General features: G+C 74.6%; 12 protein-coding genes. 4 read left to right on the forward strand and 8 right to left on the reverse strand.

Features of this window, described 5'->3' with window-relative positions; genetic code table 11:
- Positions 1–62 precede the first annotated feature (62 nt).
- From ACSNN9_RS23975 to ACSNN9_RS23985, 3 genes are read left to right on the forward strand one after another with little or no spacing between them, the layout of a single operon-like run.
- Positions 63–2,471: a sensor histidine kinase gene (locus ACSNN9_RS23975; RefSeq protein WP_436675488.1), complete on the forward strand. Its 2,409-nt coding sequence runs from the start codon at positions 63–65 to the stop codon at positions 2,469–2,471.
- Complete coding sequence (locus tag ACSNN9_RS23980) at positions 2,468–2,860, forward strand: roadblock/LC7 domain-containing protein (RefSeq protein WP_436675489.1); 393 nt, start codon at positions 2,468–2,470, stop codon at positions 2,858–2,860. Before ACSNN9_RS23975 ends, ACSNN9_RS23980 begins: the two co-directional genes overlap by 4 nt.
- The gene (locus tag ACSNN9_RS23985; RefSeq protein WP_436675490.1) at positions 2,857–3,825 is read left to right on the forward strand and encodes a TAXI family TRAP transporter solute-binding subunit; all 969 of its coding nucleotides are present in this window, start codon (positions 2,857–2,859) and stop codon (positions 3,823–3,825) included. The genes ACSNN9_RS23980 and ACSNN9_RS23985 overlap by 4 nt, the downstream gene beginning before the upstream one ends.
- A gap of 10 nt (positions 3,826–3,835) precedes the next feature.
- On the opposite strand, the gene ACSNN9_RS23990 is transcribed toward ACSNN9_RS23985, so the two are convergent.
- The 6 genes from ACSNN9_RS23990 to ACSNN9_RS24015 form a co-directional block, all read right to left on the reverse strand.
- Positions 3,836–4,372 (reverse strand): hypothetical protein, encoded by a 537-nt coding sequence (locus tag ACSNN9_RS23990; protein WP_436675491.1) that lies wholly within the window; start codon positions 4,370–4,372, stop codon positions 3,836–3,838.
- The gene (dnaG, locus tag ACSNN9_RS23995; protein WP_436675492.1) at positions 4,373–6,265 is read right to left on the reverse strand and encodes a DNA primase; all 1,893 of its coding nucleotides are present in this window, start codon (positions 6,263–6,265) and stop codon (positions 4,373–4,375) included.
- 156 nt (positions 6,266–6,421) lie between these two features.
- Positions 6,422–8,056, reverse strand: coding sequence for a BCCT family transporter (locus tag ACSNN9_RS24000; protein ID WP_436675493.1), 1,635 nt, complete (start codon positions 8,054–8,056; stop codon positions 6,422–6,424).
- A gap of 117 nt (positions 8,057–8,173) precedes the next feature.
- Positions 8,174–9,010 carry a siderophore-interacting protein gene (locus tag ACSNN9_RS24005; protein WP_436675494.1) on the reverse strand — a complete coding sequence of 279 codons (837 nt, stop codon included), beginning with the start codon at positions 9,008–9,010 and terminating at the stop codon, positions 8,174–8,176.
- A 10-nt stretch (positions 9,011–9,020) separates the two neighbouring features.
- On the reverse strand, positions 9,021–10,331 hold the full coding sequence (locus ACSNN9_RS24010) for a deoxyguanosinetriphosphate triphosphohydrolase (protein WP_436675495.1): 1,311 nt from the start codon (positions 10,329–10,331) through the stop codon (positions 9,021–9,023).
- Entirely contained in the window at positions 10,321–10,674 is a 354-nt protein-coding gene (locus ACSNN9_RS24015; RefSeq protein ID WP_436675496.1) for a VOC family protein, read from the reverse strand. The genes ACSNN9_RS24010 and ACSNN9_RS24015 overlap by 11 nt, the downstream gene beginning before the upstream one ends.
- A 193-nt stretch (positions 10,675–10,867) precedes the next feature.
- Here ACSNN9_RS24015 and ACSNN9_RS24020 point away from each other — a divergent pair, with 193 nt between their 5' ends.
- Positions 10,868–11,353: a roadblock/LC7 domain-containing protein gene (locus ACSNN9_RS24020; protein ID WP_436675497.1), complete on the forward strand. Its 486-nt coding sequence runs from the start codon at positions 10,868–10,870 to the stop codon at positions 11,351–11,353.
- Positions 11,354–11,496: 143 nt separating this feature from the next.
- Here ACSNN9_RS24020 and ppdK read toward each other — a convergent pair whose 3' ends face one another.
- Together ppdK and ACSNN9_RS24030 are read right to left on the reverse strand one after the other, a co-directional pair.
- Positions 11,497–14,232: a pyruvate, phosphate dikinase gene (ppdK, locus tag ACSNN9_RS24025; protein WP_436675498.1), complete on the reverse strand. Its 2,736-nt coding sequence runs from the start codon at positions 14,230–14,232 to the stop codon at positions 11,497–11,499.
- 109 nt (positions 14,233–14,341) lie between these two features.
- Positions 14,342–14,776 carry a hypothetical protein gene (locus tag ACSNN9_RS24030; RefSeq protein WP_436675499.1) on the reverse strand — a complete coding sequence of 145 codons (435 nt, stop codon included), beginning with the start codon at positions 14,774–14,776 and terminating at the stop codon, positions 14,342–14,344.
- Positions 14,777–14,805: the final 29 nt, after the last annotated feature.

Here is a 14,805-nt window from a genome sequence, read left to right on the forward strand (position 1 = left end):
CCCCCCCCCCCCCCCCCCCCCCCCCCCCCCCCCCCCCCGACCCCACCTCCCGGAGGGCCCGAGTGTCGCTCCCCACCCCCGGCCGCGTGCGCCGGCACCACCGGCCCGCCGACCACACCGACCGGCTGTGGTCGGTACGCACCCAGTTGCTGGCGCCCATCCTGGTGGCCACGATCGGTCTGGTCGTGCTGGGGTCCACCCAGACCGCCATGGCCATGGCCGCCACCGACGACGCGGACCGCGCCCGGGTGCTGGCCGGCACCGCGACGGCCACCGTGCGCCTGGTGCACGAGCTGGAACGGGAACTCGGCGAGACGGCGGCCCTGCGCCAGCGCGGCGGCAGCAGCGGACGGCCCCTCGTCGACGCGCAGCGACGGCGGGTCGACGCCTCCGTCGAGCGGTACCGCGACTCCAGCCGGGCCGCCCGCCGGGCCGCCCCCGACCTGCGCCGGGTGCTCGACGGCGCCGACGCGCAGCTCGGCCAGCTCGAACCGGCCCGCGGGTCCGCCCTGGGCGGCACCACCGCCGACCCGACCTACCTCTCGCTGGTCGAGTCGCTGCTCGCCGTCGCCGACGCGCTGCCGGCCCAGCTGCGCGACCGGGAGCTGGCCAACGGGGCGCGCGAGGTCGCCGCCGTGGCCGCCCAGGAGCACCTCGCCGCCGTGGAACGCGACCTGCTGCGCACCGTCTTCGTGCGGGGCGCGCTGGCGGACGGCGAGCTGGTCCGCCTCGGCCAGCTGCGGGGCGCGCAGGAGCAGCGGCAGGCCGAGTTCTCCCGGATCGCCAGCCGGCCGGCGGCGGACGCGTACACCCGGCTGGTCGCCGGCACCGACGTCTCCACCGCCCGCCGGATGCGCGACAGCGCGCTCAACGTGGAGACCGAGCCCGCCGGGCTGAAGACCGACGGCGACGCCTGGTACGTGGCCCAGAGCGGCGCCATCCGGCGGTACAACCTGCTCGGCCGGGAACTCTCCGAGGATCTCGACCGCAACGCCGCCGGGCTGGCCCGGGACGCCCAGCTGCGGGCCCTGGTCACCGGCGGCGCGACCACCGCCGTCGCGCTGGCGTCGTTGACCGCGGCCGTGCTGCTCGCCGTGCGCACCAGCCGCCGGCTGCGCCGGCTGCGGGTCGCGGCGCTCACCATGGCGAACCGGGAACTGCCGGAGCGGATCACCGCCATCGCGGCCGGCGACGGCGCGCCCGCCGACGGCGCGGCCACCCGGCTCACCGCCGGCATCGGGCAGGGCCGCGACGAGATCGCCCAGGTCGCCCAGGCCTTCGACACGGTGAACCGGGCCGCCCTGCGCCTGGCCGGCGAACAGGCCGAGGTGCGGATGGACGTGACCCGGATGGCCGAGGCCCTGGCCCGGCGCATCCGTACCCTGATCACCCGGCAGCTGCGGCTGCTCGACGAGTTCGAACGCGAGGAGACCGACCCGGACGCGCTGGCCCGGCTCTTCGCGCTGGACCACCTCGCCGCCCGCATGCGGCGCAACGGGGAGAACCTGCTGGTCCTCGCCGGCGGGGAGCCCGGCCGTACGCACGACGGCGCCCACCTGCTCGCCGACGTCGTCCGGGCGGCCGCCTCGGAGATCGAGGACTACCCGCGGGTGGAGGTCGACGTGCCGATCGCCGCGGTGCACGGCGCCGCGGTGGGCAACCTGGTCCACCTTCTCGCCGAACTGCTGGAGAACGCCACCGTCTACTCCCCGCCGGACACCCCGGTGCACGTTGACGGCCGGCGCACGATCGACGGCCTCACGCTGCGCGTGCACGACCAGGGCATCGGCATCAGCGACAGCCGGCTCGCCACGATCAACGAGCGGCTGCTCGCCCCCGCGATGCTCTCCAGCGCCTCCGCCGGCAGCATGGGCCTGCACGTGGTCGCCCACCTGGCGGCCCGGCACGGGGTGCGGGTGCAGCTGCACAACAGCGGCGCGGGCACCGTCGCGCAGGTGGAGATCCCGGAGTCGGCGCTGACCCGGATCGAGGAGGTCGCCCCGCGCTCCGCCCCGGAGGCGCGTACGCCGGACGCCCAGGAGGCGCGCGCGCAGGCGCCGGTCGCGCAGCAGGCGCCGCCGCCCGGGCCCGACGCGCGCCCGCCCGCGCCGGTCGTCCCCGCCCAGACCGCCTGGTTCCGGCCCCGCACCGGGACCGGTGGTCCCGCCGCCCTGCCCGACCTGGCCAGCGTCCACCACGCGCCGACGATCACGCTCCCGGTGCTCGGCGCGCGCCCGACCGGGCCCGGGGGCGGCGCCGCGACGCCGCCGGCCCCGCTCACCGGGGCCGGGCTGCCCCGCCGCACCCGGGGTGGCCAGTTGCCGGCCACGCTGCACGAGGCCCCGCCGGCGCGGCCGGCGGGCGACCTGCTCGACCCCGAGGTCGTACGGTCCCGGCTCTCCTCGCTCGCCGAGGGAGTGGCCGCCGCGACCCGACGTACCCAGACGACACCCTCCAGGAGAACCCCATGACTTCATCCGTGAGCGCCGGCCTGGACTGGCTCCTGGCCAACTTCGCCGAACAGGTGCCGGACGTGTCGCACGCCCTCGCGGTCTCCGGCGACGGGCTGCGGCTGGCGGCCTCGCCCCACCTCGCGCCGGACCAGGTGGACCAGCTCTCCGCCGTGATCAGCGGCCTGGCCAGCCTGACCATCGGCGCCGCCCGGCTCATGTCGGCCGGCCGGGTACGCCAGCAGATCGTCGACATGGACGGCGGGGTGCTGCTGGTGATGGCGGTCGGCGAGCGCGCGCTCGTCGGGGTGCTCGCCGCGCCCGGCTGCGACCTCGGCCAGATCGGCTACGAGACCGCCATGCTGGTCCAGCGGGTGGCCGAGGCCCTGGAGCCGGCGGTCCGGGCGTGATCGGACGGTCCTGCCGGTTGCTGGCGGCCCTGCTCGCGACCGTGCTCGCCGTCGGGTGCGGCACGACCGACGCCGGGCCGCAGCCCTGGCACGGCGGCCGGATCTTCCTCGCCACCGGCAACACCACCGGCGTCTACTACCAGCTCGGCGGCGGCTACGCGGACGTGATCAGCCGCCACCTGCCCGGCTACGAGGCGCGCGCCGAGCCGACCGGCGCGTCGGTGGAGAACATCAACCGGCTGGCCAGCGGCGACATGGAGATCGCCTTCAGCCTCGCCGACACGGCGGCGGACGCCGTCGCGGGGCGCGGGGCCTTCGAGGGCCAGCCGCAGCCGGTCCGGGCATTGGCCCGGGTCTACAGCAACTACACCCACGTGATCGTCCGTGCCGACGCGAAGATCACCAAGCTGTCGGAGCTGCGCGGCAAGCGGATCTCCACCGGCTCGCCGAAGTCCGGCACCGACATCATCGCCGGGCGGCTGCTGACCGCCGCCGGCCTCGACCCGGACCGGGACGTCGTCCGGGCCACGCTCTCCCTGCCGGAGACCGTGCGGCGGATGCGGGCCGGCACGCTCGACGCGATGTTCTTCTCCGGCGGCCTGCCCACGCCGGGCATCGCCGACCTGCTGGCCAGCGCGCCCGGCACGTACGCGCTGCTGCCGATCGCCGACCTGATGGAGCCGCTCACCGCGCGGCACGGGTCGGTCTACACCACGGCGGAGCTGCCGAAGGACGCCTACAAGACCAGGAGCGGCACGCCGACGGTCACGGTGGCGAACGTCATCCTGGTCAGCGCCGACATGCCCGACCAGCTGGCGTACGACCTGACCCGGCTGCTCTTCGCCTATCAGGCCGACCTGGTCAGGGTGCACCCGGAGGCCGGCAACTTCACCCAGCAGAGCGCCTCGGGCACCGACCCGATCCCGCTGCACCCCGGGGCCGCCCGGTACTACCAGCGCGGCTGAGCCGCCCCGGTCAGACGTCCGCCGGGGCGGTGGCGGCGCGGGCCTCGGCCACGAGGCGGTCGGTCTCGGCGAGCGCCTCGGGGTCGTCCGTCGGGGTGCCGGGGTCGAAACGGACCGTCCACGTGAGGCCGTCCACCCCCGGCGCCCGGCGCGCCGCGATCCGGCCGGCGCCGCCGGGCACCGGGTGGTGCCGCGTGTACGCCACCGACCGGGTGACCCGCTCCCGCACCTGGTGCGGCAGCTCCCCCGGGTCGAGCAGCAGGTAGGTCTCGGCCGGGCAGTCGGCCACCACCAGGTAGCCGTCGCGCTCGGCGAGCCGCTCGGCCGGCGTCACCGTGAGCTCGCGGCCGGACCAGACCGCCTTGAGGACGTCGTGCCAGCCCAGCCGGTGCGCCCGACCGGGCAGCCAGAGCCCGAGGTTGCTGGCGACCACCACCCCGTCGCCCTCGCCGTTGCCGACCGCGGCCCAGGCGAGCACCCGCTCGTCGGCGGCCAGCGGCGGCCGGTCGGCCGGGGGCAGCTTCGGCTTGCGGCGGAACAGTCCCATCTACAGTCCTCCCGCGGCCTGCTCGCGCAACGCCCGGGCGTGCTGCTCCAGCGAGAGCAGCTCGCCGAAGGCGGCGAAGTACTCGTCCTTGTTGTTGACCGGGTTGATCCGCTGGATCCGGGACTTCAGGTCCCTGATCCGGCTGGTCACCGAGCCCCACTGCAACCGGGCCATGGTGACCGAGACGTAGCGCGGGTCGGGCTCGCCGTCGATGCGCAGCGGCTCCACGGCCAGCTCGCCGACGAGCGCCCGGGCGGCCAGGTCCTCGCAGGCGTCGCGGACCGACTCGATCCAGACCGCGCCGCCGGTCGCCGTGGCGGCCCCGCCGACGGCCGCGACGGCCGCCCGCACCGCCGCGTGCACGGGGTGCCGGTACTCCGACGCCTCGACCGCGTCGAACATCGGCCCGGCCAGCACCGGCTCCTGGAGGGCGAGCTTCAGCGCCTCCCGCTCGACCATCGAGTGCGGGTTGTCGACGACCGGCTCCGGCCGGGCGGGTCGGGGCGCCGGCGCGGCGTCCCTGCCGGGGGTGGCCGACGCGGCGGCCAGCACGGCCCGCTGCACCGGCTCGATCTCCATGCCGAGGTCACCGGCGAGCTTGCGGACGTACTCCGGGCGCTTCTCCCGGTCCTTGAGCTTGGCGACCAGCGGGGCGGCCCGGCGCATCGCCTCCACCCGACCGTCGACGGTGTCGAGGTCGTACCGGTTGATCACGTGCCGGAGCGCGAAGTCGACAAGCGGCTCGCGGCGGGCGACCAGGTCGCGGACCGCCAGGTCGCCCTTGGCCAGGCGCAGGTCGCACGGGTCCATGTTGTCCGGGCTGACCGCGATGAACGTGCGCCCGACGAAGCGTTGGTCGTCCTCGAACGCGCGCAGCGCGGCCTTCTGGCCGGCGGCGTCGCCGTCGAAGGTGAAGATGATCTCACCGGCCACGTCGTCGGTGTCCATCAGCAGCCGGCGCAGCACCCCGATGTGGTCCCCGCCGAACGCCGTGCCGCAGGTCGCCACGGCCGTCGGGACCCCGGCCAGGTGGCAGGCCATCACGTCGGTGTAGCCCTCGACCACGACCACCTTGCCCTGCTTGGCGATCTCCCGCTTGGCCTGGTCGATGCCGTAGAGGACGTGCGACTTCTTGTAGATGGGCGTCTCGGGGGTGTTCAGGTACTTCGGGCCGTCGTCGTCGTCGAAGAGCTTGCGGGCGCCGAAGCCGATCACGTCGCCGGCCAGGTCGCGGATCGGCCACATCAGCCGGCGGCGGAACCGGTCGATCAGCGTGCCGGAACGGGACGGCCGGGACAGCCCGCCGGTGACCAGCTCGTCGTGGCTGAAGCCCTGCTGGCGCAGGTGCTTGGTGAGCAGGTCCCAGGCGTCCGGGGCGAACCCGCAGCCGTAGCGCTCGGCGGCGGCCCGGTCGAAGCCGCGCCGGGCCAGGAACTCCCGGGCGGGGCGCGCACCGGCGGTGGTGAGCTGGGCGCGGTAGAACTCGACGGCGGCGGCGTGCGCGGCCACGAGGCGCTGCCGCTGCCCCTGCTGGGGACGCGGGCGCGGCGCGGCGGAGTCGCCCTCGACGTAGCGCAGTTGGATGCCGGCCCGGTCGGCGAGCCGCTCGACCGACTCGACGAAGCTGAGGTGCTCGGCGTCCATCAGGAACTTGATCGCGTCGCCGCCCGCGCCGCAGCCGAAGCAGTACCAGACGTTGCGGGCGGGCGAGACGTTGAACGACGGGCTCTTCTCGTCGTGGAACGGGCACAACCCCTTGAGGTTGCCGGCGCCGGCCGACTTCAGGGTCACCGTCTCGGAGATGACGTCGGCGATCGAGCTGCGCTCCCGGACCAGCGCGATGTCCTCGTCCCGGATCCGCCCAGCCATGTCCGCCACCCCCTCGGCGTACATCCTGCCCTGCCGCACCGACGCCGCGCCGCCGGGGGACGCCGCGTGTGGCGACCACCGCCGTCACCTCGGCGGTCGCGCCCGGGCCGACCGGCTCGCCCCGGCGGTCCCGCCGGCCGGGTCGGACCGTCCGGCGGCGTCCGGGCCGGCCACGCCGGTTCAGCGCGGGCGCCGCAGGTAGCGCCGCACCGGCGGCGGGTCCTCCTCGTCGTACGACCGGGCGGCCCGGACGGCCGCGGCCAGGCCGGAGCGGCGGACCCGCGGCGGCGGGTTGACCGCCGGGTCCCGGGCCATGTCCCGGACCAGCGCGACGGCCAGGCCGAGCATCACCACGACGAACGGCAGGGCGACGAGGATGGTCGCCTGTTGCAGCGCGTCCAACCCGCCCACCAGCAGCAGCACGGCGGCGACCGCGCCGATCAGCACCCCCCAGACCACCACCAGCGCGCGGTGCGGGCGCAGCGCGCCCCGGGAGGTCAGCGAGCCGAGCACCAGCGCGGCGGAGTCGGCGCCGGTGACGAAGAAGAGCCCGACCAGCACCATCGTCAGGACGGTGGTCAGGCCGGCCAGGGGCAGCGCCTCCAGCAGGCCGAACAGGGCCCGTTCGGTGCCCGCGCCGACGTCGGCGACCAGATCCCGGGTGCCGGTGGCCTGCACCCGCAGGGCGCTGCCGCCCAGCACCGCGAACCAGACCACACTGGCCCCGCTGGGCACCAGCAGCACCCCGGCGACGAACTGCCGGACGGTGCGCCCCCGGGAGATCCGCGCGATGAAGATGCCGACGAACGGGGCCCAGGAGATCCACCACGCCCAGTAGAAGATCGTCCAGTTGCCCAACCAGGCCGGGTCCGAGAAGGCGCCCGTGCGGGTGGACATGGTGACCAGGTTGCTCAGGTAGTCGCCGACCGACGCGGGCAGCACCTCCAGCGTGTAGATGGTCGGGCCGGCCACGAACACGAAGACCATCAGCGCGACGGCGAGCACGACGTTGGTGGTCGACAGCCACTTGATGCCCCGGTGCAGGCCGGAGAAGGCGGAGACGACGAACGCCAGGGTGAGGGCGCCGATCACCACCAGCTCGACGGCGGTGGTGTCCGGGACCCCGGTGACCAGGTCCAGCCCGGCGGCGACCTGGAGTGCGCCGAGGCCGAGGCTGGTCGCCGAGCCGAACACGGTGGCGAAGACGGCCAGCAGGTCGATCGCCCGGCCGAGGGGCCCCTCGGTCCGCGCGCCGAGCAGCGGCTGGAAGGCGGCCGAGATCCGGTTGGGCCGCCCCTTGCGGAACGTCGAGTACGCCAGCGCGAGCGCCACCACCGCGTAGATCGCCCACGGGTGCAGCGTCCAGTGGAAGAGCGTGTACTGCATCGCCGCCGCACCGGCGGCCCCGGTGTTCGGCGCGACGCCGCTGGCCGGCGGCGGGGCGCCGTAGTGCTCGATCGGCTCGGCGACGGCGTAGAAGACCAGGCCGATCCCCATGCCGGTGCTGAACATCATGGCCACCCAGGCCAGCGTGCTGAACTCCGGCTCGTCGTCGTCGGCGCCGAGCCGGATCCGGCCGAACTTCGTCGCGGCGATGATCACCGAGAGCACCAGGAAGGCGTCGGCGGCCACCACGAAGAACCAGCCGAAGGTGTCGATCACCCAGGCCAGGCCCGACTCGCCGAAGCCGGCCAGGGAGCGCCGGGCCAGCACGCCCCACGCCACGACGGCCAGTACGCCGCCGACGCTGAGCGCCAGGACCGTGCGGTCGATCCGGCCCACGGCCTGCGTCCGCTCCCGCACCTGCCCGCTCATGGCCACCCCCTGCCCATCCTGCTGGGCGGGCGGGCGGCACACGGCGATATCGGGCGAACCTGCCCGGCCGGGCCGGTTCAGGCGCGGCGCGGACCGGTCAGGCGCGGCGCGGACCGGTCAGGCCGGGACGGCGGCGGCCTCCTCGGCCTCCACCTGCCGGTTCCAGTCGGGCTTGCTGGCGCGCCAGCCCTCGTCGTCCAGGCCCCGGCGCCAGTAGCCGGAGATGGAGAGCAGCTCGCGGGAGACGCCGCGCTCGACGCGGAGCAGGCGGCGCAGCTCCTTGACGAAGGTCGCCTCGCCGTGCACGAAGGCCTGCACGTCACCGGGCGGGAACTCCAGGGCGCGCACGGCCGCGACCAGGGCCTCCCCGACCGGGCGGTCGCCCCGGTGCAGCCAGGTCAGACGCACCGCGCCCGGGCTGGCCAGCGGCTGCTCGTCGGCCGGGTCGGCGACCTCGACGAAGACGGTGGCCGGGGCGCCGGCGGGCAGCCGCTCCAGGGCGGCGGCGATGGCCGGCAACGCGCTCTCGTCGCCCACCAGCAGGTGCCAGTCGGCGTCCGGGCTGGGGGCGTACGCCCCGCCGGGGCCGACGAAGTGCACCGGGTCGCCGGGGCGCAGCGCGGCCGCCCACGGCCCGCCCACGCCCACGTCGCCGTGGTGCACGATGTCGACGGTCAGCTCACCGGTCGACGCGTCCCAGGCCCGCACCGTGTACGCGCGCAGCCGGGGCCACTGCTCCCGGGGCAGGTCACGGCGGATCGCGTTGAGGTCCGCCGGGATCGGATACTCCGTCCCCGGCGCCGGGAAGACGATCTTGATGTAGTGGTCGGTGAACTCGCCCACCGGCAGGCCGGTCAACTCCTCACCGCCGAGCACCAGCCGGACGAGGTGGGGAGTGGGCCGCTCGGTGCGCAGTACCCGGGCGGTCGTGACCTTGATGGGGCGCTCCGTCATGCCGGTTAGGTTAGCCTAAGTTTGCGCGGCTGCCCATCCCACGCTCCTCGGCCGGCGGGTGCCCGCCTCCCGCGCCGCGCACCACCCGCGCGTGCCAGGCGACGGCCGCCGGGTCGGTCAGCGAGGCGACCTGGTCGATCACGACCCGGAGCCGGGCCGCGTCGTCCGGCGCGGCCGACCACAGCGGGGCGAAGACGGGATCCAGCCCGTCCGGCGCCCGGTCGGCCAGGGCGTGCACCAGCTCGGCCAGCACCTCCCGCTGCCGCCGGTAGCGGTCCCCCGCGCCGGGGCGACGCATCACATACCGCAGGACGATGCCCTTGAGCAGCGCGCACCGCGCCCGGATCCGCCGGGGCACCACCAGGTCGGCGGCGTAGCGGCGGTGCGGGCCGGGACCGTACCGCGCCTGCGTGGCCGCCACGACCGTCGAGACGAAACGGCCGGTCAGCACGCTGGTGGTCGCCTTCAACGCGGCCTGCGCGCGGTGGCTGCCGTCGTACCCGGCCAGCGGGGCGAGCACCGGGTCGTCGAGCAGTTCCAGCAACACCTCGCCGAGGTCCGCCGGGGACTCGCCGGAGTAGGTGGCGGCGACGTCGGCGCAGAGCGCCGCCCGCTCCTGCGGGTCGCGCAGCAGCGGGCGCAGCGACACGTACCCGCCGTGGATGCCGTCCTCGACGTCGTGCACCGAGTAGGCCACGTCGTCGGCCCAGTCCATCACCTGCGCCTCCAGGCAGCGCCGGTCGTCACCCGGCCCGCCGGTGCGCAGCCAGGCGAAGAGCGGGAGGTCGTCGTCGTACACCCCGAACTTGCGCTGTTCCCGGCGGCGGGGCCACGGGTACTTGCTGACCGCGTCGAGCGAGGCGCGCGTCAGGTTGAGGCCGGCGGACGTCCCGTCCGGGGCGACCACCTTGGCCTCCAACCGGGTCAGCACCCGCAGCGTCTGCGCGTTGCCCTCGAAGCCGCCGCACCCGGCCGCGAGGTCGTCCAGCGCGTCCTCGCCGTTGTGTCCGAACGGCGGGTGGCCGAGGTCGTGGGCGAGCCCGGCGGTGTCGACCACGTCCGGGTCGCAGCCCAGCCGGGCCCCCATCTCCCGGGCGATCTGCGCGACCTCCAGCGAGTGGGTCAGCCGGGTACGCAGGAAGTCGTCGGTGCCGGCGGTGTGCACCTGGGTCTTCGCCGCGAGCCGCCGGAACGCCGCCGAGTGCAGCACCCGGGCGCGGTCCCGCTCGTACGCCGACCGTCCGTACCCGGTGTCCTTCGGTGGTTCGCCGACCCAGCGGGCGACGTCCGGATCGTCCGGCCCGGGAGGCTCAGCCCTCACGCTGCCGCAGCACGCAGAACTCGTTGCCCTCCGGGTCGGACAGCACGGTCCACCCGACGTCGCCCTGCCCCACGTCGACGTGCCGGGCCCCCATGTCGACCAGCCGCTCGACCTCGGCCTCCTGGTCGTCGGGGCGCAGGTCGATGTGCAGCCGGTTCTTGGTCGTCTTGTCGTCGGCGGCCGGCACGAAGACGATGCCCGGCAGCCAGTCGGCGGAGCGGCGGATCTCCACCTCGTCCGGTTGCTCGGTGACCACCTGGTAGCCCAGCGCCTCGGCCCACCAGCGGGCGAGCCGGGCGGGGTCCCGGGCGTCGACGGTCAGGCTCTCCCAGGCGCTGCTCATGCCGATCAGGTTACGCCCGCGCGCCGCGGACGGCGCGCCGCCGGCGCGCGCCCGACGACCGCGCAACCTCCGAACAGGCGAGAGTTGTCGACCGATCGCCGACGGTTACGGGATCGCGGTCCGGCATGGCCGCCGGTAGCGTTCCCAGCGCGGAACGTGACCAGACTGAGGGCCCGACGGTGGGGAGACGCCCGTGGACGCGGACACGATGATGGGAACGGAACTGTCGGAGTTGCGCCGGCGCCGCCCCGAGGTGGCGGGCACGGTGCTGGCCGGCACCGACGGCCTGCTGATCTCCAGCGACCTGCCGGCGACGGACGCCACCCACCTGGCGGCGCTCGCGGCGGCCAGCTTCGGCCTCGGCCACCGGGTGGCCGACACGGTGCGGCACGGCGAGTTCCGGGAATCGGTGCTCCGCACCTCGACCGGGGCCGTCGTCACCTATCCCGCCGGGCGCAACGCCCTGTTGACGCTGGTCGCCGACGCCGGCGTCGACCTGGAGGAACTGCACGCCGACGCGCGGGCGGTGGCCCGACGCACCGGCTCGGTGCTGGACACCAACCGCCTGATCGGGGCGGCGGCGGTGCCCGAGGCGCACGCCCGGCTCACGGCCCGCACCTCGGGCGGCAGGCTGCCCCGGCGCGTCACCCCCCACACCTGGCGCCGCCCGCCGGTCTGAGCAACCCTCGGAGTCGGAGCGCGCCGACCGGCCCGCCCGGCTCCCGACCCATGGTGCGGTCGCGCCGGCACGGGCCGCCCGCACGGCAGCGGCGGCGGACCCGCTCCCCCGGGTCCGCCGCCGGCCTGTCCGTACCGTCCGCGTCAGCGGCTGTCGGAGCCGTCGGTCTCCACCGCCGCGCGGCCGGCCTCCAGCCGGGCGACGGGCACCCGGAACGGCGAGCAGGACACGTAGTCCAGGCCGACCTCGTGGAAGAAGTGCACCGACTCCGGGTCACCCCCATGCTCGCCGCAGACGCCGAGCTTCAGCTCCGGCCGGGCCGCCCGGCCCTCCTCCGCGGCGATCCGCACCAGCCGGCCCACGCCGTCGCGGTCGATCGACTCGAACGGCGAGATGCCGAAGATGCCCAGCTCCAGGTAGCGCCAGAAGAACGCGCCCTCGACGTCGTCGCGGGAGAAGCCCCAGCCCATCTGGGTCAGGTCGTTGGTGCCGAAGGAGAAGAACTGCGCCGCCTCGGCGATCTGACCGGCGGTCAGCGCCGCCCGGGGCACCTCGATCATCGTGCCGATCAGCACCTCTACGCCGCTGTCCCCGACCACCTCGGCGATGATCTTCTCGGCCTCGGCGCGGACCGTCTCCAGCTCCTGCACGGCGCCGACCAGGGGGACCATGATCTCCGGCCTGGCCACCGCGCCGCCGCGGGTGACGGTGACCGCCGCCTCGGCGATCGCCCGCACCTGCATGGCGAACAGGCCGGGGATGACCAGGCCGAGGCGGACGCCGCGCAGGCCCAGCATCGGGTTCTCCTCGTGCATCCGCCGCACGGCGGCGAGCAGCGCCTCCTCCTGGGCGACGTCCTCGCCGCGCTCCTGGGCGACCGCCACGTTGACCGCGAGCTGCTCCAGCGGGGGCAGGAACTCGTGCAGCGGCGGGTCGATCAACCGGACGGTGACGGGCATCCCGTCCATCTCCCGGAAGATCTCCTCGAAGTCGGCGCGCTGCAACGGCAGCAGCGCGGCCAGCGCGGCCTCCCGCTCGCCGTTGTCGCGGGCCAGGATCAGGCGCTCGACCAGCTCGCGCCGGTCGCCGAGGAACATGTGCTCGGTGCGGCAGAGGCCGATGCCCTCCGCGCCGAAGCGCCGGGCCCGGGCGGCGTCCGCGCCGGTGTCGGCGTTCGTGCGTACGGCCAGCCGCCGCCGGGCGTCGGCGTGCGACATGATCCGGTGTACGGCCCGGACCAGCGCGTTGTCGACGTGCTCGGGGTCGAGGCTGCCCTCGAAGTACTGCACCACCTCCGACGGCATGACCGGCACCTCGCCGAGGTAGACCTTGCCGGTGGTGCCGTCGATGGAGACGACGTCGCCCTCGACGACGGTCTGCCCGCCGACGACGAACCTGCGCTGCGGGACGTCGACGTCGATCTCGTCGGCGCCGGAGACGCAGGTCTTGCCCATCCCCCGCGCCACCACGGCGGCGTGGCTGGTCTTGCCGCCGCGCGAGGTGAGGATGCCCTGGGCGGCGATCATGCCGTTGAGGTCGTCGGGGTTGGTCTCCCGGCGGACGAGGATCACCGACTCCCCCTCGGCGGCCAGTTCGACCGCGCGGGCGGAGGTGAAGACCACCTTGCCCGACGCCGCGCCCGGCGACGCCCCGATCCCCTTCGCCACCGGCTTGAACTCGTGGTCGAGCCGGAACCGCGGGAACATCAGCTGGGCGAGCTGCGCGCCGTTGACCCGGTGCAGCGCCTCGTCGAGGTCGATCAGGCCCTCGTCGACGAGCTGCCCGGCGATGACGAACGCCGCGGCGGCGGTGCGCTTGCCGACGCGGGTCTGGAGCATCCAGAGCTTGCCGCGCTCGATGGTGAACTCGATGTCGCAGAGGTCCCTGTAGTGGCCCTCCAGGCGGGCCATGATGCTGAGCAGCTCGTCGTAGGACTTCTTGTCCAGCCGCTCCAGCTCCTGCAGGGGCACGGTGTTGCGGATGCCCGCGACCACGTCCTCGCCCTGGGCGTTGGCCAGGTAGTCGCCGTAGATGCCCTGGGCGCCGCTGGCGGGGTCACGGGTGAACGCGACGCCGGTGCCGGAGTCCGGGCCGAGGTTGCCGAAGACCATCGCCACCACGTTGACGGCGGTGCCCAGGTCGGCCGGGATGCGCTCCTGGCGGCGGTAGAGCACCGCCCGCTCGGCGTTCCACGACTCGAAGACCGCCCGGATGGCCAGGTCGAGCTGCTCGCGCGGCTCCTGCGGGAACTCCCGGCCGGTGTGCTTGAAGAAGATCTTCTTGTACGCGTCGACCAGCCCCCGCAGGTCGTCGGCGTCGAGGTCGAGGTCGTTGCTGGTGCCCTTGGCCCGCTTGGCGTCGTCGAGCGCGTGCTCGAACTCCTCGCCCGGCACCTCGCACACCGTCTTGCCGAACATCTGGATCAGACGACGGTAGGAGTCCCAGGCGAACCGGTCCGCGCCGCCGGAGGGGGCCTGGTCGCCCGAGCCGCCGGCCTGCCGTGCGAGTCCCTGCACGCTGCGGTCGTTGAGGCCGACGTTCAGGACGGTCTCCATCATGCCGGGCATGGAGAACTTGGCGCCGGAGCGCACGGAGACCAGCAGCGGGTCCTCCGGGTCACCGAGGCACTTGCCCATCGCCCGCTCCAGCGACGCGAGGTGCGCGGCGATCTGTTCGGCCAGGCCGTCGGGCTCCTCACCGGTGGCGAGGTACGCCTTGCAGGCCTCCGTGGTGATCGTGAAGCCCGGTGGGACCGGCAGACCGAGATTGGTCATCTCGGCCAGGTTGGCCCCCTTGCCGCCGAGCAGGTCCTTGAGGTCCTTGTTGCCCTCGGCGAAGGCGTAGACGTACTTGTGTTCCACCGTCTCTTGCGTTGCCACCAGAGCCCTCCCACGCGCGCCGGTCCGACACTTAACGAAGGTTCAGTTGCTCATTACCCCGGGATGGACCACCGGCAATCCCGGTGCCAAGCCGGCCGGTGGGCGAAGGCTAAGCGAACATCGCGTGGCCTGGGACCGTTCGGTGACAATAGGCACAGCTATCACGACTATCCGCGTTCGTACCGGTTTTTGGGAACGCTTCCACGCGCACGATCACGCATTTCACGCTCCGCCTCGTACTCTTGACCGCACGCTTTTCGGTGAACCTCGTCTTTGCCATAACCGCCGCAAATACACCCCCTGGAGCCGACGCCGTGCCAGCCGTTCCCACCGCCGCCCCGGAGCCGCTCGACCCGTCCCGCCCCGGGGTGAACGAGCGGACGACCGGGCAGCTCGACCTGCCGGTCCACGAACCGGCCGCCGCCGAGCTGGCCCGGGCCGCGGCCAGGGCCGCGGGGGTCGTGCTCGCCCCAGCGCCCGAACTCGGCGACGACCTGCCCGCCCCGCCGACCTCGGCCAGCCGGGGCCAGGAGTCGACCGCGATCCGCCACCCCTGGTCGTCGGTGAGGTGCA

Source organism: Micromonospora sp. URMC 107 (assembly GCF_051386315.1).
Taxonomy (GTDB): Bacteria; Actinomycetota; Actinomycetes; order Mycobacteriales; family Micromonosporaceae; genus Micromonospora.